The organism is Salinicola avicenniae, assembly GCF_023736115.1.
GTDB lineage: Bacteria > Pseudomonadota > Gammaproteobacteria > Pseudomonadales > Halomonadaceae > Salinicola > Salinicola avicenniae.
This window is the reverse complement of the sequence record NZ_JAKQZC010000005.1, coordinates 1-20,352: the sequence shown is the minus strand read 5'-3', so window position 1 is coordinate 20,352 and position 20,352 is coordinate 1. Positions and strand designations below refer to the sequence as shown.

Sequence of the window (20,352 nt, the reverse complement as noted above, 5' to 3'; positions counted from 1 at the left end):
CACACAGCGCTAGTTGTAACGGGCGTTACCCAGCGGCTTCGAGTATAGAAGCCGATTTCATCGAGAGAAAGTGGATCTTTCTCGCAATGACAAAGAAAGCTGTCATCGGCCTGCCCTCCGACCGATTCCAGCAGGAGTCAATGTTCCCATTGTCCCCATTCTTTGCAGCTCCGTAACAAGATTGTCGATTCCGCGTCGGGATGCAAACCCGCGTCGGGAAACACTGTTCTTTTTTAGCACTATTTATCGGTTTGGCAAAGGGAAACCTAGGATTGAGGCGCGAAATTCCGCCCCGATGAGCCAGGTGACAACCGGCCATCGCCGGCGAAAGTCAGCCAGGGTCAGGCGAGACTTTCCTGCTTAAAACGAAAGTCGCAATTTGCTACTTCACTTCATGAAAGCGCGGGGTTCCCTGCTGTTCGCGACAGAAAGATTGCAGTTCGCGAGCCGCCTCGTGCAAGCGAACTTCATGACGCGAAGCAATCGCCTCGCGCTCGAGGTCTTCCCGGTGACGTTGACGGGGCGTCAGCTCGCGACGCGACTGATGCGTCTTCAGGTGGGCCGCCTCTTGATGCACTTCGGCCAGCACCTGCCAGGGCTCCCGCTCGATCAGGTCACCGTCGATGATGTCGAGCAGCACGCGACAACGCAGCGCCCCCTCGACCAGGTCGATCTGGCGCCCGATCATGGCCTGGGAGAGCGCATCCAGGCTCTCGACACAATTGCGATTGGCTCGCGCGATCTCCGCCTGCCGAAATGTTTTACGGCGATCGACCTCGCGCCACAGTCGCCAGGCATAGAGCGCGAGACCGGCGACAACCAGTACCGCGAGCGTCAGTAAAATCCAGGCTAAAAAAGACGACATAGCGTATAGCGCCGCGTTGAAAGGGGCTCAGAGAGTAACAGGAAGCAGGCCTTGGCTTCACTACGGCTGATCCGGTATCGGCAACTGCAGCCGCCACTCGGCCGACAAGGAGGCACAGGCAACAAAAGGCGGATTCAGCAAGGTTTCACGCGTGTTGTAGCGCAACGGCCGCCAGGTCCGCATATCAACCAGCGAGCCGCCGGCACCTTCCAGAACCGCCTGCGCGGCGGCGGTGTCCCACTCGCTGGTTGGCCCGAAGCGCGGATAGAGATCGGCCTCGCCCGCGGCGATACGACAGCACTTGAGCGAGCTGCCAAGCGGCTCGACACTTGCCCCGTCGAGCGCCTCGATCAGCGCCTGCGTATGACGCCCCCGATGAAAGCGACTCACGACCAATCGAGGAGGCGTGGCAGCCCGCACTCTCAAGGCCCGCCAATCCGCACCGGCCGACGCCTGATACCAGGCCCCCCTCTCGGGCTCCCCGACCCAGACCTCGGCAGTCGCGGCTTTGACAATGACACCGAGTATCGAACGCTGACGGTGAACCAGCGCCACGTTGACGGTGTATTCATCGGACCCACGCAGAAATTCCTTGGTGCCGTCCAGCGGGTCGACCAGCCAGTAGGTCGTCCAACGATGCCGTGTCTCCCAGGGGATCGCCGCGGATTCCTCTGACAGGATCGGCCACGCCTCCCCCAGTGCCGGGAGACCTTGTATCAGCACGCGGTGCGCGGCGAGATCCGCAGCGGTGACGGGACTCTCATCCGCCTTCCAGCGAGTCTCCACTCCACCACGGCGCGCGGCCTCGATGGCGTCGCCGGCCTCGCGGCACAGTGCCACAAGCGGAGCGACCAGCGCTTCCCATGACGGCGTCATGACGCCCCCACGACCGGCACCGCTCTTGTTGTCAGAACTTCCCGCATCACCGCGACTCCTGCACAGGTTCATTTCCCATCGCCGCCGAGGCTTCGACATGACTCGAGACACGAACGCGACCGACATCATTAGACCAAAGGCTAAGCACAACTGACAGCGGCAGCCCCTACGGCTTAAGTAGAATAAAACGACATCCTGCCGCAGAGAAAAGGAATTCACGATGACGGAGACATCGGCCCAGACGGCCAGTGCCCCGGCACTACCCGCGCGAATCGGTCTGGTGCTAGGACCGATCTGGATCCTCCTGACACAGTTCTTGCCGGCCCCGGCCGGCATGGAACCTGCCGCCTGGCACTGCGTCGGCCTGGCACTGCTGCTGGCCACCTGGTGGGCGACCGAGCCCATTCCCATCCCGGCCACCTCGCTGCTGCCGATCCCCTTGGCACCAGCACTGGGCATCGCCGATCTCAAGAGCACGGCCACCAGCTACGCCAACCCGACAATCTTCCTGTTTCTCGGTGGCTTTCTGCTCGGCATCGCCATGCAGCGCTGGAACCTGCATCGACGCATCGCGTTGCGCATTCTCAACGTGGTCGGCCAGAAGCCCAAACAGCAGATTGCCGGCTTCATGCTGGCCACCGGCTTCATCAGCATGTGGGTCTCGAACACGGCGACCGCGATCATGATGCTGCCGATCGGCATGTCGGTGGTCTCTCTCTTTACCGGCGCCGACCGCGCCGAAGTCTCGCGCTACGCGACCGCGCTGTTGCTGGCAATCGCCTATTCAGCGAGCATCGGTGGTATTGCCACGCTGATCGGCACCCCGCCCAACGCGATTCTGGCCGGCTATCTGTCCAGCGAGCAGAACATCGAGCTCGGCTTTGCCCAATGGATGGTGATTGGCCTACCGGTCAGCATCGCCATGATGGCAGCGGCCTGGTGGTGGCTGACTCGTGGTGGCTTCCAGCTCAAGCTTGACGACGGTGACGGCAACGTCATTCGTGACGAGCTGAGCAAACTCGGTCCCTTGAGCGCCGCCGAGGCGCGTGTCGGCATCGTCTTTCTGCTGGCCGCGCTGGCCTGGGTGACACGCCCCCTGCTCAACGATCTCGGCATCGACTGGCTATCCGACACCTCCGTCGCGCTGTTTGCCGGCGTCGCCTTGTTCCTGATCCCGAGCGGCAACGAGCGACATCGTCCGCTACTGGCATGGGAAGACGCATCCGGCCTGCCCTGGGGCATTCTGCTGCTGTTCGGTGGCGGCCTGGCGCTCGCCGGCAATATCAGCGGCTCGGGGCTGGCCGACTGGATCGCCAATCAGCTCGGCGTTTTCGGCGTCCTGCCGCTACTGCTGCTGATCGGCGCGATCGTCGTGGTGATCATCTTCCTTACCGAACTGACGTCGAATACCGCAACCGCCGCCGCCTTTCTCCCCTTGCTCGGCGCGCTCGCCATGTCGCTGGACGTCGACCCGCTGCTGATCACGGTACCGGCCGCCATCGCGGCCAGCTGTGCCTTCATGATGCCGGTTGCCACGCCGCCGAACGCCATCGTCTTCGCCACCGGGCACATGAAGATTCAATCGATGATTCGCGCCGGTTTCCTGCTCAACGTCGTCGGCACCGTTCTGGTCACGCTGATCTGCCTGGGCCTGATCGAACTCTTCTGGCTGTAGCTTACCGGCACGCCGGCCTCGGCCCGCGCTTGACGCGCGGTCGAGGCCGCCTCCGGCAAATCTCCCACCAGCGCCCCCTGCCGTACGAGATCCTGGCGCTCAACCACCGCGTCGACGGCTGATTACACACCTCACGAAGCCGACCAAGCCCAGAACCGCATCGAACTGGCCTCCCGCCTTGCCGAGCTGGCATAGTGGCGCGCACCCGATCCAGACCACCCGACCGATAGGGTCGGCCGGACTCCCATCACTAGTCCACTGTCGCGAGGCCATCCCGCCGTGTTCACTTCCCGCTCTCTCCGCTGGCTGACGATCTGCAACCTGTCACTTTTCGCCCTGCCACTTTTCGCCCTGCCCGTCTGGGCTGCCGACGACTGCAGCTCGGCAACGCTCAGACAGCAGATCCAGCAGCAGACTCGCCAGATCGACAGCTACCTTTCGGCCAGCGACAACCCGCAAACTACGCAAAACCAGATGGCGAGCATGGCCCGCGGCCTGAGAGAGTCCGGACAGGTTGCCGATCACAGCGACGAGATGAAGCAGCTGGCGAGCGGCGCCGAATTCGACCCGTCACAGGCCTTCTGCGACGATCTGCGCACGACCATGGATGCGGTGCGCGTCTATATGAACACGCATCCGCAATGAACACGCCTTCGCAGTCGCCCCGCCGCTGGCTGGCGTGAGTCGCCCTACGCCACCGGACTACGACGGTGGCGGCTACCAAGCCAGCAAGATCGGACGTGAGGTGCCAGGCAAGCGATAGACGATAGACAAGGGAAAGCATCTGCGCGTGCGAGGCGCCAAAAAAAACCGCCATCCGACGAAGCCGAATGGCGGTTTTTTCGATATCTGGTCGGAGCGACAGGATTCGAACCTGCGACCTCTGCAACCCCATTGCAGCGCGCTACCAAGCTGCGCCACGCTCCGACTTTTCGCGCTTTCCGTAACGGTCATCCGCGAAACGCAGCGTATACTACCTTGCGTTTCGGAAAATGAAAAGCGGTTCATTAGGCTTTTTTTTCAAATGGTTGCGTGCACGTCTCACGATGGTGCAGTCACACCGCCACGAAACCGCCCCTTCCATCTCGTCGCCTGCAGGTCCCAACGCGTACAATGCCTGCTCTAAGACTAAAGTCTTCAAGGATCTCCATATGTCGCTGATCATCGGGATGAGCCTCCTGCTTGGCTGCCAATTCTGCGGCGAGGTCATCAGCCGCGCCCTGAGCCTTCCGATCCCCGGTCCGGTACTGGGCATGCTGATTCTCCTGATCGGCTTGATCGTGCGCGGCAGCGTGCCGGATAGCCTGCGCACCATGGGCGAAGGCCTGCTCAAGTATCTGACGCTGCTGTTCGTACCGGCTGGCGTTGGGCTGATACAGCATTTCGGACTGATCAGCCGCGAACTCGGCGTGTTGGCCATCACACTGGTGGTTTCGACTGCCGTTACCCTGCTGGTCACCAGCCAGACACTCCACCGGCTGACACGCCGCGGCAAGACCACCGGGGAGTCCGATACATGAGTGATCTTGGCCTCACCCAGATCTGGGTCTATCTCTCGGCCAGTCCGCTGCTCAACCTGTTCGCGACACTGGTCGCCTTCTATGTCGCGACGCGCATCAATCGGCTGGCCGGCGGCTCACCGCTGCTGCATCCGGTTATCGTCGCCATCGCCCTGTTGATCGGCTTCCTCGTTCTCACGGGCACCGATTATGCGACTTACTTCGAGGGGGCCCAATTCCTGCATTTCCTGCTCGGCCCAGCGACCGTGGCGCTGGCCATTCCCCTCTATGACCATCGCGAGCGCGTCCGGCGCATGCTGTGGCCCATCGCGATCGGCACTGGCGTCGGTATTGTGACGGCTGTCGTCTCGGCCGTCGGCATATCGTTGCTGTTCGGCGCCACGCCGGAAACCGTGCTGTCACTGGCGCCGAAATCGGTTACCTCGCCGATCGCCATGGGCATCGCGGAGAAGATCGGCGGCATCCCCTCGCTGACCGCCGGCCTTGTCCTGCTGACAGGCGTTGTCGGCTGCATCGTGGGCCCCTGGATCTTCCGGCTGACCGGCGTGAACGACCCGACGGTCCAGGGCTACTCGATGGGTCTCGCTGCGCACGGCTTCGGCACGGCCCACTGTTTCGCCTCGCTCGGCGCAGTGGCCGGTGCCTTCTCGGGGCTCGCAATGGGGCTATCGGGCCTGGTAACGGCGTTCCTGCTTCCGCCACTGATACATCTTTTTGGACTTTGATTGTCGGATTCCGACTGTCTGACGCTGATTCTCCAGCCCTGGATTGTCAAAACCTGACGCTTCGCAACACTCGGCAACGGAACCGTGCCAGCAGGCCAGCGGTCCATGGTTGGCCCGACAAGGGCTGAGAATCAACGAGGTAGCGTCATGAGAGTTTCAAAGACGACGAGCGCCCTGGCCGGGCTGGGACTCATCCTGATCGTAGGCACCCTGATGCCAGGCGATGCCAAGGCAGCCATCCAGCGAGGCCTGGGGCTAGGCAACCTGATCCAGCCGGTCGCGCACTTCACGCTGTTCGTCGGGCTCGCGTTCCTTCTGAGCCAGCGCCTGCGACGATTGCCGATCTGGCTGCCGCTGTTGATCTGCCTGGTGCCGGCGCTCGCCACCGAATTTCTGCAACAGTTTTCCCCATTACGCCATCCGCGCTTGAGCGATGTCGGCATCGACATGCTGGGCGCCACGTGCGGCTGGACGCTGGCCCTGCTCTCATCGCGCCGCACCGACTGATCTCCTCGCCAACCGCGCCCTCTCCCGTCATTCCCCCGCCCAGGCACGGTACCAACGCACTAGGGACATTACCTAACAAAACGCCAACAACTCTCCACTCCCAACCCGCGTGCGGATTCGGATAATCGATCCAGCACTCGCGCTTCACAGGAGACGGTCGACATGGAAGTAAAAACCCTGTTCGCTCAGGGCCAGGATGGTCAGGTCATACCTGGCGCCACGGTGCGTGTCTTTAGCGAGGACGGCGAAACGCTCGCGCCGACGCTGCAGGACGCCAGCGGCGAACCGCTCGCCAACCCGTTTCAGGCAGGCCCCGAAGGCCAGATACAGTTCGGCGCTCCCAATGGCCACTACCGGCTGGAAGTCGTCAGCGCCGCCGGTGAACAGCGCCTCGGTGTGCAGTTCTTCGATCAGGATGCGGTGAGTTCTGCCAGTGGTGTGCAGTCATTGGCACAAGCGCTCGACCAGCGTCTGATGGTGCTCGACTCCGTCAACGCGCTGCGGGCACAGGCAGGAGACCGAATCCCCGACGGCTGCCATCTGATCTGCCGCCGCTTCCACCGCGACCTGCCTTACGAGCTGAATATCGATTTCTGCCGCCGAGTGGCGCTGGACGATCCGGCACGGGCCGGCGAAACCGCCTGGGTCGCCCGCCCCCATGAGTTGGACGACAACTATCATGCCCTGACGGTGTGGGCCGACGACGGTGCCGCCTACACCCAGGACAGTCACGATATCAATCTGTTGAAAGTCGGCTTTCGCGCCGATTATCGCGGCGACTCCGCCACCGCGACCGACGAATCCGCCTGGCTGCAGGAAACACTCGATCGCACGCCCTACCGGACCAAGTACCTGCCCGACCTGCCCTATGGCGGCGGCCTCTACGTCGGCGCCACCCGCCTGCGCCTCCGTAGCGGCACCAAGCTGATTGGCGACGGTGCCCAATCGAACAGCCGTATCGTCAGCGACTACGTCGCCGAAGCCTTCAACGACGGCTTGTTCTGGCTACGTGAGCCCCATGTGGTCGATGCCTGGGCCAATGGCCGCCCCGAAGGCGACCTCGGCGCGGCTTTCAGTCGCGACATTCACCTCGGCGGGCTGGTCTTCGAGGCGACCGATTTCGCGCGCGGGGCGGTTGCCATGGTCAACGTCCGCAACGTCACCTATACCGATATTCATCATGTGCGCTGCGGCGGCCTCAAGATCTTTCACGAGCTGGAGATCAATGGCCGCTACGCGATTCGCGACGCCAAGGATGATCCGGAGACCGACAACGCGGTCCTCGCCGGCTTCAATCCCGACGTGCCGGACGATCTGAGCGAAAACATCCGGATCAGTCATCTCTCCGGCGGTGCCGGTCGCTATACCTACCGCCCGGGCGACAGCAAGCGCGCCAATGCGATTCGGCTTAACTTCGTGCGCGATTTCTCCGCCACCCATGTCCACATGGACTACTGCAACGTCTCCGGCTGGGGCGGCTCGGCGCGCCCCGGCAAGGGCGGCGAACTGCGCTGGATGCGCCGCCTGCGTGACGGCTACATCAGCGATGTCCACTGCCGCTGGACCAACGGCGCGATCTATTTCAACAACGCGCACAACGTCAAGGTATTCGGCTGCAGCGCCAAGGAGGTCAGCGACACCGCCTTCGACTTCGAAGGCTGCACCTACTGCCTGTTCGACGGCATCTATTCAGAGAACGCCGCCAACTTCAACATCTCCATCTTCTATGCCACCCGCGGCAACGTGATCAAGAACTTCGTCGCCCGCCAGACACGCCACTCATCATCGATTCATGCCCGATTCGCCGAGCCCAAGTTCGACCCTGGCCTGGGCAAGACGATGTTCCGCCGCCTCGCCGGTTTCGAGGACCCGGACTATGACCAGGACGTCACGCTCGACACTGGCGCGTTCCTCTATGACGGCGATGGCTTCGGTGCCGTTATCGTCGACTCCTGGGCCGATGTCACCTACCGCAATATCACGCACGATGACGTGGTCGTCGATATGCGCGATCACAGCAATGCCAAGGCGCAATACTTCCAGGACAACCGCTTTACTTTCACACGCCAGGCCAGCGACGGCGATGTGCTGGTGGCCCTGGGGGCCAACAGTGCCAATTACGCCTGCTGGAAAGGCGGCACCATCCAGTCGAAGGTGGAACAGCCCGCGGGCGTGATCCCCCTGCTTGTTCAGCTGCGCGCGTACGGAGGCGTATCGATCTTCGACCTCGACGATCTGCGCATCGAGACGCCGGGCGTGGATGTCTCGCTAGCGCTCTGCGACGCACGTCAGTCCGGCAGGCATCCCGGCCACGCCTTCCGTTTGACCCGAAATCTGGTGGCACCCGGCAGCCGAATCGTCGATTTCAATGTTAACCAGATCGCCGGCGGCGACCCGATCCAGCTCGATGCGAGAGACAATCGCGACCTGCGCTTCCAGGCAGTCGACGTTGAGTCATGGGGCGATAGCAGCGATACCGACTATGCGGCACTGCGCTTCGGTATTGAGGTCGCCAAAGCGGAACGCTCGTGAAGCCGGACGGCCGGCGAGAAAAGAACAGGAAGGTGCGGTCCCCGCATGAGGATCATCTGGGCGGAGCGGCAGGGTAAAGAACGATGGTGAGGGAATAACGATGGTGAGGGTAAGCCGGTCGAGAAGACCGGCAGTTATCCGTGAAGCGTGAAATCAGGCGGGCAGTGTCGGGGGGAGGAAAAGATGTAGGCTGAAAAGCCGCGCGACTCGCGGCGCTCACGTAGCGGGCCCTTGCCTAGCGGAGCACGACCGGCCCCATCTCGCTTGGCACCCGCAGGCCGCTCGGCGGCCGAGTCGCGGGGCCGTTGGCACTCGTCGACGCCGGACGTGCCGCGGCGAGCGACGGGAACATCAGCAGCAGTGAGGTGCTGCCACTGGTACGCAGAAACTGGCGACGCGTCAGTGCCATCTCTGTCTCCTTACTTGACGGTTGCGGTGATCAGACCCGATCAGGCATAACCGCTTTTCGTGGCAAGGTGCCGACCGGCGAATTGCCGGTCGCTCGTTTTCGTCGGGCCGGCCATCAGTAGGCGTTGTTACCTGTGAAGCCCTTGAAGACCGTCAGAAAGATGATCTTCAGATCCAGCAGCAGCGACCAGTTATTGATGTACCAGAGATCGTGCTCCACCCGGGCCTGCATCTTGTCAAGCGTATCGGTTTCACCGCGGAAACCGCGCACCTGGGCCCAACCGGTGATACCCGGCTTGACCATGTGACGCTGCATGTAGGACTCGACCAGATCCTTGTAGTACTCATTGTGCGCCAGCGCGTGGGGGCGCGGGCCGACGATCGACATGCGCCCCTGAATCACGTTGATGAACTGCGGCAGCTCGTCCAGCGACGTACGCCGCAGAAAAGCACCGACGCGAGTAATACGCGGATCCCGACGAGTTGCCTGAGAGACCTGCCCCGAAGACTCCTCGTGGACCTTCATCGAGCGGAACTTGTAGACCTGCACATCGTGGCCGTTGGCGCCCGTGCGTAGCTGCTTGAACAGCACCGGCCCCGGCGACGATAGCTTGACCGCCAGCGCACAGGCCAGACAGACCGGCGCGATCAGCAGCAGGATCAGACCACCAATCACGATATCTTCCAGACGCTTGATCCAGAGCGCGCTGCCCGAGATCGGGCTGACGCTGAGATCGATCGCGTGCGTGCCCGCGATGTGGCTGACGCGATGATTGAGCAACGGAATATCCGCGAAGTGCGGAATGAACCGGATCTCGAGCGGCAGATGGCGCAGGTTGTACATGATCGCCTTGACGTGCTCGCCCTCGGAGACCGGCAGACAGATCCAGACCTCGTCCGCACCGGAATTCTCCACACGCCGCGCCAGGTTGCGCGGCGCTTTCTCCGCACGCAGCACCCGCCCGCGGCAGACCCCGGCGATGGCGTAGCCCTGCTCCTGGTTCTGGCGCAGCGAGCGCGCAACATCCAGCAGATTCTCCTCCGGTCCGACCAGGAACACCTTGCGCCGATGCTTGATGCTGCTGTGGTGATAGAGCGCCAGCATCATCAGTAGCGCCCGTGACGCCGCCACCAGACAGAACGACAGCATGAAGGTGAAGACCAGCCACTGGCGCGAGACCGACTCCGACAGCTTGAGCAGATACATCAGCACGCTGACCGCGGCAAAGACCGCCGCCCAGACCCAGAGGAGACGATAGATGCGGCTGCGCAGCCGCGTGGACCGCCACTTGCTGTAGCCGCCGCCGAACAGGTTCATCAGTACCACCGCCAGCGCCATGACGATCAGCACCAGCGCATTGACGCTATCGAGCCGCGAGGTCTGAAAGCGAATTTCGTTGGCCAGGATACCGGCCAGCACGATCGCGATCACATCGATCAGTGGGGCCAGCCGTCTGACAGGATTCAGGCTTTTCACTCTCGTTCTCCCGTTACCCTACCGGTAACCCTTGAATCATCTTCGAAGGACGCGCGCACGACTCAGATGAAACGCCGGTCGCGCAGGTAGTCCACCACCGTCGCCGCGACTTCAGACGGCGATCGTGTGCCATCGTTGATCACGTGAAGCTCGGGCGATTCAGGCACCTCATAGGGAGAATCGATGCCGGTGAAATTCCTGATCTCGCCGCTACGCGCGCGCTGGTAGAGGCCCTTGGGATCGCGGCTCTCGCAGGTGTCCAGCGGCGCATCGATGAAGACCTCGATGAAATCGCCATCTTGGAGAAGCTGGCGCACGGCCGCGCGCTCCGAACGAAACGGAGAGATGAAAGCAGACAGCGTGATCACGCCAGCATCGACGAACAGTCGGGACATCTCGCCGATACGTCGGATGTTTTCGATCCGATCGGCGTCGGAAAAGCCCAGATCGCCGTTCATCCCCTTGCGCACGTTGTCGCCGTCGAGCAGATAGGTGAGCTTGCCCAGCGCATGCAGTCGCTCTTCCACCACCCCGGCGATGGTCGATTTGCCTGACCCACTCAACCCGGTGAACCAGAGCAGACAGGACCGCTGCCCGTTCAGGGACTCTCGATGTTGCCGGCAGATCTTATGGGCATGCCAAACGGTGTTGTCACTCATGCGTGTTCTCTCGTCCATGTGATAGCTGGCTCGGAGGATCTCGCCGGGACCCATGCCCCGGCGGCTTCCGGCCACTTATTTCTTGAATACGCCGACCAGCTTGTCCTGGTCGAATACCAGCAGTGCGTTGATCTGCCTCGACTCCATCTGGGCCAGCGCGTCCTCGACCCGCGCCAGCGGAGAAATCCGCGAGGCCTGAGGCGTCATGAAGTCGTAGGCCTTGCGCGAGAAGACGTACTCACCGTACTTCTCCACGGCGCGGCGCAGATCGCCGTCGGTGATGATCCCCCAGCTGTCGTTGTGCCGAACGATCGCCATGCCCAGCTGGCCACGGGACATCGCCTGAATCACATCCAGCACCTCGGCGTCGGAGTCGACGACTGGCAGGTTTTCGCTGCGCATCTCGTGTTCGACGCGACTGAGCAGTCGTCGTCCCAGCGAGCCCCCGGGATGAAAACGGGCAAAGTTCTCCGGCTGGAAGTCGCGCGCCTTCATCAGGGTGACCGCCAGCGCATCGCCCATCGCCAGCGTCGCGGTTGTCGATGACGTGGGTGCCAGCTGCAGCGGACACGCCTCCTCGACCACCCCGATATCCAGATGGCTGTGGGACGCTCGGGCGAGCGTCGAATCGCGGTTGCCGGTCATGCCGACCAGATAGTTGCCGTTGTCCTTGAGATAGGGAATCAGCTTGAGCACTTCTTCCGTTTCGCCGGAGTTCGAGATTGCCAGAAAGACGTCGTGCTCGGTCACCATGCCGAGATCACCGTGATACGCCTCTCCCGGGTGCATGAAGAAGCTCGGCGTTCCGGTACTGGCCAACGTGGCCGCGATCTTGCGCCCGACAATGCCGGACTTGCCCATACCGCAGATAATCACGCGGCCAGGCGTTTTCAGAATGGTTTCGACGGCCGTCGCGAAGTCGTTGTCCAGCTTGCGCGAGACATCCAGCAGCGACTCCGCTTCCTTGACGAAGACCTGCCGGGCCGTTTCGAGATATTCCAGGTTCATGATTCCCTCCCTTGCGCTGACGTTCGAGGTCGAAGTGATGCCAAGCGACGGAGTACCGAGAGCAACACGGTACCGGCCGCGACGTGATCCCCGGGCCAAGCCGAGACAAGCCCCGCGGACGCAAGCGGTCGCCAAACGACCGGGATTGCGCGTATGGCGTGATCGAGGCGGGAGCGTGCACGCCGGCTGCCCAAGGCGGGCTGCCGATATCGGTCGCTTGACCACGGGGATCACGGAAAGACAACGACGCCGGCGGCACGTCCGGCAGATGCGGCACGGGGCCGGCCGATGACGCCGCCAGTTCCTGGAACTATGACGATGAGATAAACGCCGTCACCCAGGGCGGGTCACGGCGACAGCGACCGGGCAAGGCCCGGTCCAGGGCGCGTCGCGGAAGACGCGCCCTGCGGTTGGTTACTGCACGACGCCGCGCAGCGAGTCGGGGTCGCCCAGCAGGTGGGCGTACATTTCGCCCAGCGACAGCCCGCGAGCGGCCAGCAGCGACTCGGCGACTTCGCGCGCGACACCGCGCCCGCCGCAGGCTTCGGTCACGTGATCGGCAGACTCCAGCACCAGCGGGTGCGCATCGGCCGGCGCGTAGGCCACGGCGACCACGTTCATCACCGGAATGTCGATGATGTCATCGCCGACGAAGGCGATGGCCTCCGCAGCGATCCCGGTCTCCTCGGCAATCTCGCGAATCGCCTCGAGCTTGTGGTGAAAACCGACCTTGACGACATCCATGCCGAGCTGAGAAGCCCGTGTCTTCAACGGCTGGCTCGCCTTGGCCGACAGCACGCCACTCTGGATGCCGTGCTGACGCAGCAGCCCGACGGCGACACCGTCGCGCACGTTGAACGGCTTGAGCGCTTCGCCTTCGGGGCCGATCAACAGGGTGCCGTCAGTGAGAACGCCGTCGACATCGAAAAGTACCAGCTCGACGCTGGCGCGAGGATCCACGTCGGTCATCATTCGATCTCGAGCGCCGGCAGCCCCTTGACCAGATCATCGATGGCCTTGATCTGGGCAAGGAAGGGCTCGAGCTTGTCCAGCGGCAGCGCGCTAGGGCCGTCGCAGCGCGCGTGATCGGGATCCGGATGCGCCTCGAGGAACAGCCCTGCCAGCCCGACCGCCATGCCCGAACGCGCCAGCTCCAGTACCTGACGGCGGCGCCCACCGGAAGCCTCGCTGCTCGCCTCTCGGCGCTGCAGGCTATGGGTCACGTCGAAAATGACCGGGGCGTTGCTGCTGGCATCCATCATCTCGCGGAAGCCGAGCATGTCGACGACCAGATTGTCGTAACCGAAGCAGCTGCCCCGCTCGCACAGCAGGACCTGCTCGTTACCGGCTTCCGCGCACTTGGCGACGATGTTCTTCACCTGGCCGGGGCTCAGGAACTGGGGCTTCTTGATATTGATCGGCTTACCGGTCTGCGCCATCGCCACGACCAGGTCGGTCTGACGGGCCAGGAAAGCGGGCAACTGCAGAACATCGGCCACTTCCGCCACCGGCTTGGCCTGCTCGATCTCGTGTACATCGGTAATCACGGGCACACCGAATTCGCGCTTGAGCGTCTCGAAGATTCTCAGTCCTTCATCGAGTCCGACCCCGCGAAAGGAGTGGATCGACGAGCGGTTGGCCTTGTCGAAGGAAGCCTTGAACACATACGGAATGCCGAGTTTGTTCGTCGCCTCGACATAGGCCTCGCAGGCCTTGAGCGTGCTCTCCAGATCCTCCAGCACGTTGACGCCGCCGAACAGCGTGAACGGGGCGTCATTCGCCACCTCGAGTCCGGCAATCGGAACGGTTTTCATCAAGCTACCTCGCTTTTCATCAGGCCACTTTACTGCGGTCTAGAACATGCAATCTTGCGCGCTCCATCAGCTTGGCGAAGTTTGCCTCGCTGAAAGGAGTATCCTGAAAATAGTCTTCGTTCACCAGATAGTGATCGATATAGGCGGCCAGCCGCGACTCGCTGAACTGGGCATAGAAGGTATTGCCGAGGAAGGTAACCGGCTTGTCGAGCAGGCGCGCTTCCAGACCGACCGTGGAATTGATCGTTACCACTTCGGCCGCCTTGTCTAGCAGCTGGAAGGTGTTCTCGTTGACGATCAGAAAGCCGTGCTCGTCGCGAAGTCGGGAAAGAATCGACGGAATCGCCTGGTTGATCTCCGCCGGATGCGGCTTGATCACCAGCTTGAGCCCCTTTTCCCGCGCCATGGCGATGGCGTCCTTCAGCCCGTCGATCACGCTCTCCTTGTGGTAGTTGAGAATGATCTGCGCATCGGTGCTCACCTGCATCGGGAAAAACAGGTACGGGGTATCCCACGCCATGCTGTCGAGCGCCACGTCGTCGGCCTTGCGCAGCTTGCTCAGTTCGTCGAAACCGTAGGCGTTTTCACCGGCGTAGCCGAGAAGCGCCTCGAGGCGACAACCCACGACCTGCACGAACTTCTGCAGGACCGTCTTGAAATCCAGCTTTCGCGCCTGGCCGATCACATGCTTCTTCATCCGTGCCGTGGTGTACTCCCGCTTCCAATGACGGAACGCTTCCAGATCGACCGGGTACGTATCCAGTACCTCGACATGATCATAAAGATAGGACTGCATGTCGGTGCCCTGCGGATCGGCAAAAGTCTTGTTGCCGATATTGCCGTACCCGGTGTAGAGCAGGTCGATGCCGTGGACGCGTGCGAAGTCGGCCAGCGCCGACTGCGATGCCAGACGCCCGCTCGGCAGGATATAGAGATCCCAGCCGTGTTTCGGCTGCTCGCGTTCGATGAACTCAAAGAATCCGGAGTAGACCCGGTTGGCCTGTGCCGGCGTCAACCGCCCGGTCAGGATGCTGAAATTGTTCTCTCGGCAGGTACGCCCCTGACGGCGGCGCGGCATGAACACAGTCTCGCGCTTCAGCTTGAGATAGACATACATGATGAGGTTGTTGGCCACGAAGTCGATCCGGCAGCCCTTGGCATTCGGCGCCGCGAAGACCCGCTTGAAGAAGCGATAGTCTTCGGGGTTCGAAATATTGATGAGCACGTGGCTATACATAGACCTGTCCATTGTCCTGATAGAGTTTGAGAAGCTCGGTATTCATGCTGGCCGGCGAGAATTCCCGCTCGTAGCAGGTGCGGCAGCGCTGGCCCATGGCCGCTTGATCACTCGCATCGAAGCGCTCCATCACCGAGGCGAGCGACGCCGAAAAATCGTCGAAATCGAACACGAATCCGGTCTCGCCGTCGCGGACCAGCTCAGGCAGCGCGCCGCGATTCGAGCAGATCACCGGCGTCGCATTGCGATAGGCCTCGAGAACCACCAGCCCGAAGCCTTCCCAGCGGCTCGGCACGATCAGCGCCTTGGCGCGGGCGATCAACCCGTCCAGCGTGGCGTTATCGAGCCAGCCGAGAAACGCCATGTTGTCGCGTGGTGCGAAGCTCGTGTCGGCATCGACGACGTTGCCACCGACGACCTTGAGCATGGGGCGATCCTCGCCCCAGCAGGCGTAGAGCTGATCGAATCCTTTCTGACGATCGAAACGCCCGACGAACAGATAGAAATCCTCCTTAGACCCCTCGGCGACCGGCTCCTGCGTATCGCGTACGCAGTTCTTGATCAGCTGCGTTCTCTCGCCCATGCCGGCCCCGGCAAGCAGCGCCTGTTCGTAGGCCGAGATCGCGACCACGCCGTCGGTCCGCGCGTAGAGCGCGCGCTCGACCCACTGGATCACATGGCGCTTCGCGCCGGTGATTCGGTGCGGGTCGAACGCGACGCCATGCGGCTGGTAGATCAGACGCGCCCCGCGCAACGATACCGGCAACGCCCGGCACATAAATCCGGCGAACGTGCTGTGCACGTGAACCACGTCCGGGCCATCTTCGGCGATGGCACGCGGCAGGCGCATCGCCAGGTGACGCAGCCGCTGCAGTCGCTTCTCGCCGGCGAAGGCATGCAGCCGCACCTTGTCGTCCAGCGCCGGACTGCGCGGTAGCACGATCTCCTCAAGTTGATCGCCGGGCAGCAGCACGGATACCGCCTGCACCTCGGGGCGACTCGCCTGCTCGGCCACGACGTTGTTCAGGTACGTGGCGATACCGCCCGTCACCGTCTCGCAGACATGCATGATTTTCATGGGATCACTCACTGAAGGAGAGCATTACCAGAAGGCAATAGATGATGAAGGTCGGTACCAGCACCAGGGCGGCGTCCGAGAACGTCGCCACCCAGTACATGACGCAGCCGATGGAAGCCGCTCGACTGACTGGTCGGCTCACGTCGAACAGGCTGCGAGCCATCACGATGTTGGAGAAGAACATCAGGAACGGCAGCAGGCCGATCAACCCGACGAATTCGGCGATGGAGACGTAGGGGATCTCGTAAGACCAGTAGAGCGGCGTCTGCGAGATGAGTCCCGCATTGAAGAAATACTCCAGATACGCCGCCCGCCCCCCAAGCTTGCTGTCGAACAGGAAAGTGATATCCCGTCCCATCAGCCCCAGCAGGCCAATGATCCCCGGCACCACCAGGCACAGCGCGAAACAGATCAGAATCAACTTCTTGACCGAGATCGCCTTGTTGAACACCAGATACTCGAACACGCAGTAGACCAGCAGCAGCGCCCAGGCGGTACGCGATAGCGTCAGCATGATCGTCAGCATTAGCAGCAGCACCCAGACTCGACTCTTCTCGATCGCCGTGTAGACGGGCAGCAGCATGATCATGCAGACCGCGTAGATGTTGCCGTTGTTGTAGGTCGAGAACAGTTTGAAGATGCCCCCGCGGTCGTTCATCTTCGCTTCCAGCGTCTTCTCGGCACCGAGCGTCGTGGTCAGCAGCGGCACGGACAGATACTGACCGGTACCGATCTTGTAGACGAACAGGAACAACCCGAAGCCGATCGCGAAGCGGATGCAGTTGCGCAGGCAGACCAGCAGATACTGCAGATTTTCCGGCGATAGCCGCTTCGACCAGATGTAGAAGAAGATCGGCACCATGATCAGTGCCATGACATAGCCGACATAGACGCCGATATTGGCGATCCCGTTGATCAGCGTCACCGCCAGAAACAGCAGCCAGAACGGCACCAGCAGCCAGATGTAGATCGAGTAGCGGTCCTGTCGCGCCAGCTGCCCGGTCCCCAGCATCGCCTTGATGAAGAGCACCGGGAACGACATGGCGATCATCAGATAGATGGTATTGAGCGGGATCCCACCGACGGCGACACCCGACTTCGGCAACGCAATGGCGAAGATGATCAGCACCGCCACGAACAGCCGTTTTGCATTGATTACCAAGATGTCACTCGCTATTCCGTTAGCGCGATACCACCGGCTCAGCTGTGCCAGCGGATGTCGTAGCGGTCGTGCAGACGCCGATTGGAGGCCTCGAAGTCGCGATCGATACGCGCCGCCATGTCCGGCGACAACGCCGGCAACGTGGTGGTACGCGAGGTCTTCACGCGCTCGAGCCGGCGATAGAGCGGCTTGAGCGCGGCCTGACCCAGTCGCGAGCGTGCCAGCAGATGCACCAGACCGGTCGGCAGCAGGCGTTTCAGACGATAGCCCAGCGAGACGCGATCGATCTCGACGCCGCCACCGCGTTTCTCCCGCTTCTTCTCCTGCGTCAGCGATTGGGTCGCGACGGCGTCGCGCTCCAGCCAACGGGCAACGGTAGCGAGATAGCGGCCCGAGCGGATATCGTGAAAATCGGCCAGGAAGATGGCGCGCGTGCCGAGGTCCTCGGCGATGGCCTCGGCATAGGCGGCATAGTCGTAGGCCAGCAGATCCGATGCCTGATAGAAGGTTTCGAAGACGCGATAGCGCGACGGCAGATAGTTGTACTTCTGCACGAACAGCGAATAGATGGCGTCCGGCTGACGGCGGATCGTGACCAGCACGCGCAGCTCGAAGCCGGCCAGCAGATGCCCCAGCCGCTGCAGCCGTTCGCGCACCGTCGTCTGGCCGCCGAAGAACTCCTCCCCGCCGGTAGACAGCAGTTCATCGGAGATCACCACGCCACCGGAAGCTTCGTCACCGGAAACTTCGCGGCCGGCCGCTTCGAGCTGCTCACGCAGTGCCGGTGCGTCATGCAGAAACTCATCGACGCCGGCCCGGCAGACGGCATGGATCAGCGACGTGTAGAGCGGCCACTGGCGCGTCGCGCGGGGGTAACGAACCCCCAGGTAAGCGTACTGTTCCGGCAGGGTTTCCAGTACGTTCTTCTGCAGGCTGGAAGTCGCCGTCTTGTGGACGCCGAGATGGAGATAGCATTTCATGCGAGAAATCTTGCCTTCGTGGCCGAAGAATCCAGAGCGAAAGGCGCACGGCGAGGGGGTGCCGGCGCCGGGGTTTCCCTGACGGAAACCTCAGTAGCCGAAGGTGCGCAGGTCGTCGGCGTAGAGATCGCCGGCGATCGCCTCCAGCTCATCGTTGTAGTACTGGCGGAAATCCTGGCGTTCGGTCCGGTTGACCACCTGCAGCGGCGATACCTCACCCAGCTCGAGATCCGCGGCGATACGCTGATAATCCTGTTCGATGTTCTCGTAGCGACCGACAAAATCGACCGCGGGCTGTCCCTGCGCATCGCATAGGAAGGCGACCTGCGGGCGGAAGTGAATCCACTGCATGACTTTGCGGCGATAGCGCTTGTCGCGCGCCATCAGTTTCAGGAACTGCTCGAAGTTCTCGACACGCGACAGATACTTGTCGCGAAAGGCCGCGTCGTAGCGGCCGATACCGCCCTTCTGCAGATAGACAAAGGCCGACACCAGCCGGTCCAGCGGATGCCGTACGAAGCCGAACTTGTAGTATTCGTCGAACTTGGCGGCGTCATAGCGACGGTACTTCATGGCCTCATCGTGGCCGTGGGCAGGTACCCCGAACAGCGCCTGGAAGATGCTGTTGCCGGCGGTCTTCGGCACGTGGACGAAAATGACCTTGTTACGCGTCTCTTGCTCCGAATAGGGATTGACCAGATTGCGAAAGAGCTTGTCCTTCACTTCCAGCGGCAGGCGATCATTGATGCCAAGAATCAGCGAGCGAGCCAGGCGATTCTTCTTCAGATAGTAGCGAGACTGGATCAGCAGGCTCATGGGTTCCCTCCTTGAGAAAGCGGCGCTAGCCGATGACGAGATCGAAAGCGAGTCATTCAAAGGCCGGCCGCCGTGCGGCCGGCCTCGCGATCACTTGAGGAAGGCGCGCATGTCCTTGGCTTCCCAGTGCGGGAAATGTTTGCGGATCAAGGCATTGAACTCGAGTTCGAAGGCCTGCCAGTCGACCTCACCGCTGATCGCGGCGCCTTCTGCCGCCCCGCGAATCAGACCCGCCCCCACGGTAATGTTGGTCAGGCGGTCGATCACCACAAAGCTGCCGGTCCCCGGGCTCTTGCGGTAGTCATCCAGCGGCACGCTCGCCGTCAGCTCCACACGGCAGCGCCCGATGCCGTTGAGCGGCAGTTGGTCCGCCTCGCGCTGCTCGAGCGTATTGACGTCGATCTGATAGTCGATACTCGCCACCTTACCGGCGATCTCCTGGGTACCGATCTTGAAGTCGTAGAGCCGCCCTGGCTCCAGGGCGGTGTCGTGCATCCAGACGATATCCGCCTCCAACGCGCTCGACTGAGCGACTTCGGCATCCGCCGCGACCAGCCAGTCGCCGCGAGAGATATCGATCTCGTCCGTCAGCGTCACGGTGATCGCCTGCCCGGGGTAGGCCTCCTCGAGATCACCGTCGTAGGTCACGATTCGCTCGACGGTCGACTGCTTGCCCGACGGCAACGCCTTGACCGTTTGCCCCGGCCGCAGGATGCCCGCTTCCAGCGTACCGCAGTAGCCACGGAAGTCGAGGTTCGGGCGGTTGACGTACTGCACCGGCAGGCGCAGGTCGGAAAGATTGGCGTCGTGGGCCACTTCGACCGTCTCGAGCAATTCGAGCAACGCGGGACCGGCATACCACGACAGATGCTCACTCTTGTTGACGACGTTGTCGCCCTCCAGCGCCGACATCGGCACGAAGCGGATGTCCTTCGCGTCGAGCTTCTCGGCGAATTCACGGTACTCGGCGACGATCTCGTTGAACCGAGCCTCGGAATAATCGACCAGATCCA

General features: G+C 62.2%; 20 protein-coding genes and 1 tRNA gene. 6 read left to right on the top strand and 15 right to left on the bottom strand.

Features of this window, described 5'->3' with window-relative positions; translation table 11 throughout:
- Nucleotides 1-382: 382 nt before the first annotated feature.
- Nucleotides 383-865 carry a DUF2489 domain-containing protein gene (locus tag MC381_RS12175; RefSeq protein ID WP_251978026.1) on the bottom strand — a complete coding sequence of 161 codons (483 nt, stop codon included), beginning with the start codon at nucleotides 863-865 and terminating at the stop codon, nucleotides 383-385.
- A gap of 60 nt (nucleotides 866-925) precedes the next feature.
- The gene (gene cysQ, locus MC381_RS12170) at nucleotides 926-1,741 is read right to left on the bottom strand and encodes a 3'(2'),5'-bisphosphate nucleotidase CysQ (protein ID WP_251978025.1); all 816 of its coding nucleotides are present in this window, start codon (nucleotides 1,739-1,741) and stop codon (nucleotides 926-928) included.
- 220 nt (nucleotides 1,742-1,961) lie between these two features.
- Here cysQ and MC381_RS12165 point away from each other — a divergent pair, with 220 nt between their 5' ends.
- Both MC381_RS12165 and MC381_RS12160 read left to right on the top strand, forming a co-directional pair.
- A complete protein-coding gene (locus tag MC381_RS12165; RefSeq protein ID WP_251978024.1) occupies nucleotides 1,962-3,416 on the top strand; it encodes an SLC13 family permease in 1,455 nt (484 codons plus the stop codon).
- Nucleotides 3,417-3,695: 279 nt separating this feature from the next.
- A complete protein-coding gene (locus MC381_RS12160; RefSeq protein ID WP_251978023.1) occupies nucleotides 3,696-4,061 on the top strand; it encodes a hypothetical protein in 366 nt (121 codons plus the stop codon).
- Between the two features lie 205 nt (nucleotides 4,062-4,266).
- Here the strand turns inward: MC381_RS12160 and MC381_RS12155 are convergent.
- Nucleotides 4,267-4,343, bottom strand: a tRNA-Pro gene (locus tag MC381_RS12155).
- Between the two features lie 224 nt (nucleotides 4,344-4,567).
- On the opposite strand from MC381_RS12155, the gene MC381_RS12150 reads away from it, so the two are divergent.
- From MC381_RS12150 to MC381_RS12135, 4 genes are all read left to right on the top strand, one after another.
- Complete coding sequence (locus tag MC381_RS12150; protein WP_251978022.1) at nucleotides 4,568-4,936, top strand: CidA/LrgA family protein; 369 nt, start codon at nucleotides 4,568-4,570, stop codon at nucleotides 4,934-4,936.
- On the top strand, nucleotides 4,933-5,661 hold the full coding sequence (locus MC381_RS12145) for an LrgB family protein (RefSeq protein WP_251978021.1): 729 nt from the start codon (nucleotides 4,933-4,935) through the stop codon (nucleotides 5,659-5,661). Before MC381_RS12150 ends, MC381_RS12145 begins: the two co-directional genes overlap by 4 nt.
- Before the next feature lie 147 nt (nucleotides 5,662-5,808).
- On the top strand, nucleotides 5,809-6,168 hold the full coding sequence (locus tag MC381_RS12140) for a VanZ family protein (protein WP_251978020.1): 360 nt from the start codon (nucleotides 5,809-5,811) through the stop codon (nucleotides 6,166-6,168).
- Nucleotides 6,169-6,330: 162 nt separating this feature from the next.
- Nucleotides 6,331-8,700, top strand: coding sequence for a hypothetical protein (locus MC381_RS12135; protein ID WP_251978019.1), 2,370 nt, complete (start codon nucleotides 6,331-6,333; stop codon nucleotides 8,698-8,700).
- A gap of 235 nt (nucleotides 8,701-8,935) precedes the next feature.
- Here MC381_RS12135 and MC381_RS12130 read toward each other — a convergent pair whose 3' ends face one another.
- The 12 genes from MC381_RS12130 to MC381_RS12075 form a co-directional block, all read right to left on the bottom strand.
- Nucleotides 8,936-9,109, bottom strand: a complete 174-nt coding sequence (locus MC381_RS12130; RefSeq protein WP_251978018.1) for a hypothetical protein — start codon at nucleotides 9,107-9,109, stop codon at nucleotides 8,936-8,938.
- A gap of 114 nt (nucleotides 9,110-9,223) precedes the next feature.
- On the bottom strand, nucleotides 9,224-10,585 hold the full coding sequence (locus tag MC381_RS12125; protein ID WP_251978017.1) for an undecaprenyl-phosphate glucose phosphotransferase: 1,362 nt from the start codon (nucleotides 10,583-10,585) through the stop codon (nucleotides 9,224-9,226).
- Nucleotides 10,586-10,647: 62 nt separating this feature from the next.
- Nucleotides 10,648-11,244 (bottom strand): adenylyl-sulfate kinase, encoded by a 597-nt coding sequence (gene cysC / locus MC381_RS12120; protein WP_251978016.1) that lies wholly within the window; start codon nucleotides 11,242-11,244, stop codon nucleotides 10,648-10,650.
- A gap of 75 nt (nucleotides 11,245-11,319) precedes the next feature.
- Entirely contained in the window at nucleotides 11,320-12,252 is a 933-nt protein-coding gene (locus MC381_RS12115) for a KpsF/GutQ family sugar-phosphate isomerase (protein WP_251978015.1), read from the bottom strand.
- A gap of 414 nt (nucleotides 12,253-12,666) precedes the next feature.
- Nucleotides 12,667-13,224 carry a KdsC family phosphatase gene (locus MC381_RS12110; RefSeq protein ID WP_251978014.1) on the bottom strand — a complete coding sequence of 186 codons (558 nt, stop codon included), beginning with the start codon at nucleotides 13,222-13,224 and terminating at the stop codon, nucleotides 12,667-12,669.
- Nucleotides 13,221-14,066: a 3-deoxy-8-phosphooctulonate synthase gene (kdsA, locus tag MC381_RS12105; protein WP_251978013.1), complete on the bottom strand. Its 846-nt coding sequence runs from the start codon at nucleotides 14,064-14,066 to the stop codon at nucleotides 13,221-13,223. Before kdsA ends, MC381_RS12110 begins: the two co-directional genes overlap by 4 nt.
- A 19-nt stretch (nucleotides 14,067-14,085) precedes the next feature.
- Nucleotides 14,086-15,303, bottom strand: a complete 1,218-nt coding sequence (locus tag MC381_RS12100) for a capsular polysaccharide export protein, LipB/KpsS family (RefSeq protein WP_251978012.1) — start codon at nucleotides 15,301-15,303, stop codon at nucleotides 14,086-14,088.
- Nucleotides 15,296-16,381 carry a glycosyltransferase family 4 protein gene (locus MC381_RS12095; RefSeq protein ID WP_251978011.1) on the bottom strand — a complete coding sequence of 362 codons (1,086 nt, stop codon included), beginning with the start codon at nucleotides 16,379-16,381 and terminating at the stop codon, nucleotides 15,296-15,298. Before MC381_RS12095 ends, MC381_RS12100 begins: the two co-directional genes overlap by 8 nt.
- Nucleotides 16,382-16,385: 4 nt before the next feature.
- On the bottom strand, nucleotides 16,386-17,543 hold the full coding sequence (locus MC381_RS12090) for a hypothetical protein (protein ID WP_251978010.1): 1,158 nt from the start codon (nucleotides 17,541-17,543) through the stop codon (nucleotides 16,386-16,388).
- A 38-nt stretch (nucleotides 17,544-17,581) separates the two neighbouring features.
- Nucleotides 17,582-18,523 carry a hypothetical protein gene (locus MC381_RS12085; RefSeq protein WP_251978009.1) on the bottom strand — a complete coding sequence of 314 codons (942 nt, stop codon included), beginning with the start codon at nucleotides 18,521-18,523 and terminating at the stop codon, nucleotides 17,582-17,584.
- 90 nt (nucleotides 18,524-18,613) lie between these two features.
- Entirely contained in the window at nucleotides 18,614-19,339 is a 726-nt protein-coding gene (locus tag MC381_RS12080; RefSeq protein ID WP_251978008.1) for a sulfotransferase family 2 domain-containing protein, read from the bottom strand.
- Nucleotides 19,340-19,429: 90 nt separating this feature from the next.
- On the bottom strand, nucleotides 19,430-20,352 hold a 923-nt coding region (locus MC381_RS12075; RefSeq protein WP_445380966.1), incomplete at its 5' end, for an elongation factor 1-alpha C-terminal domain-related protein.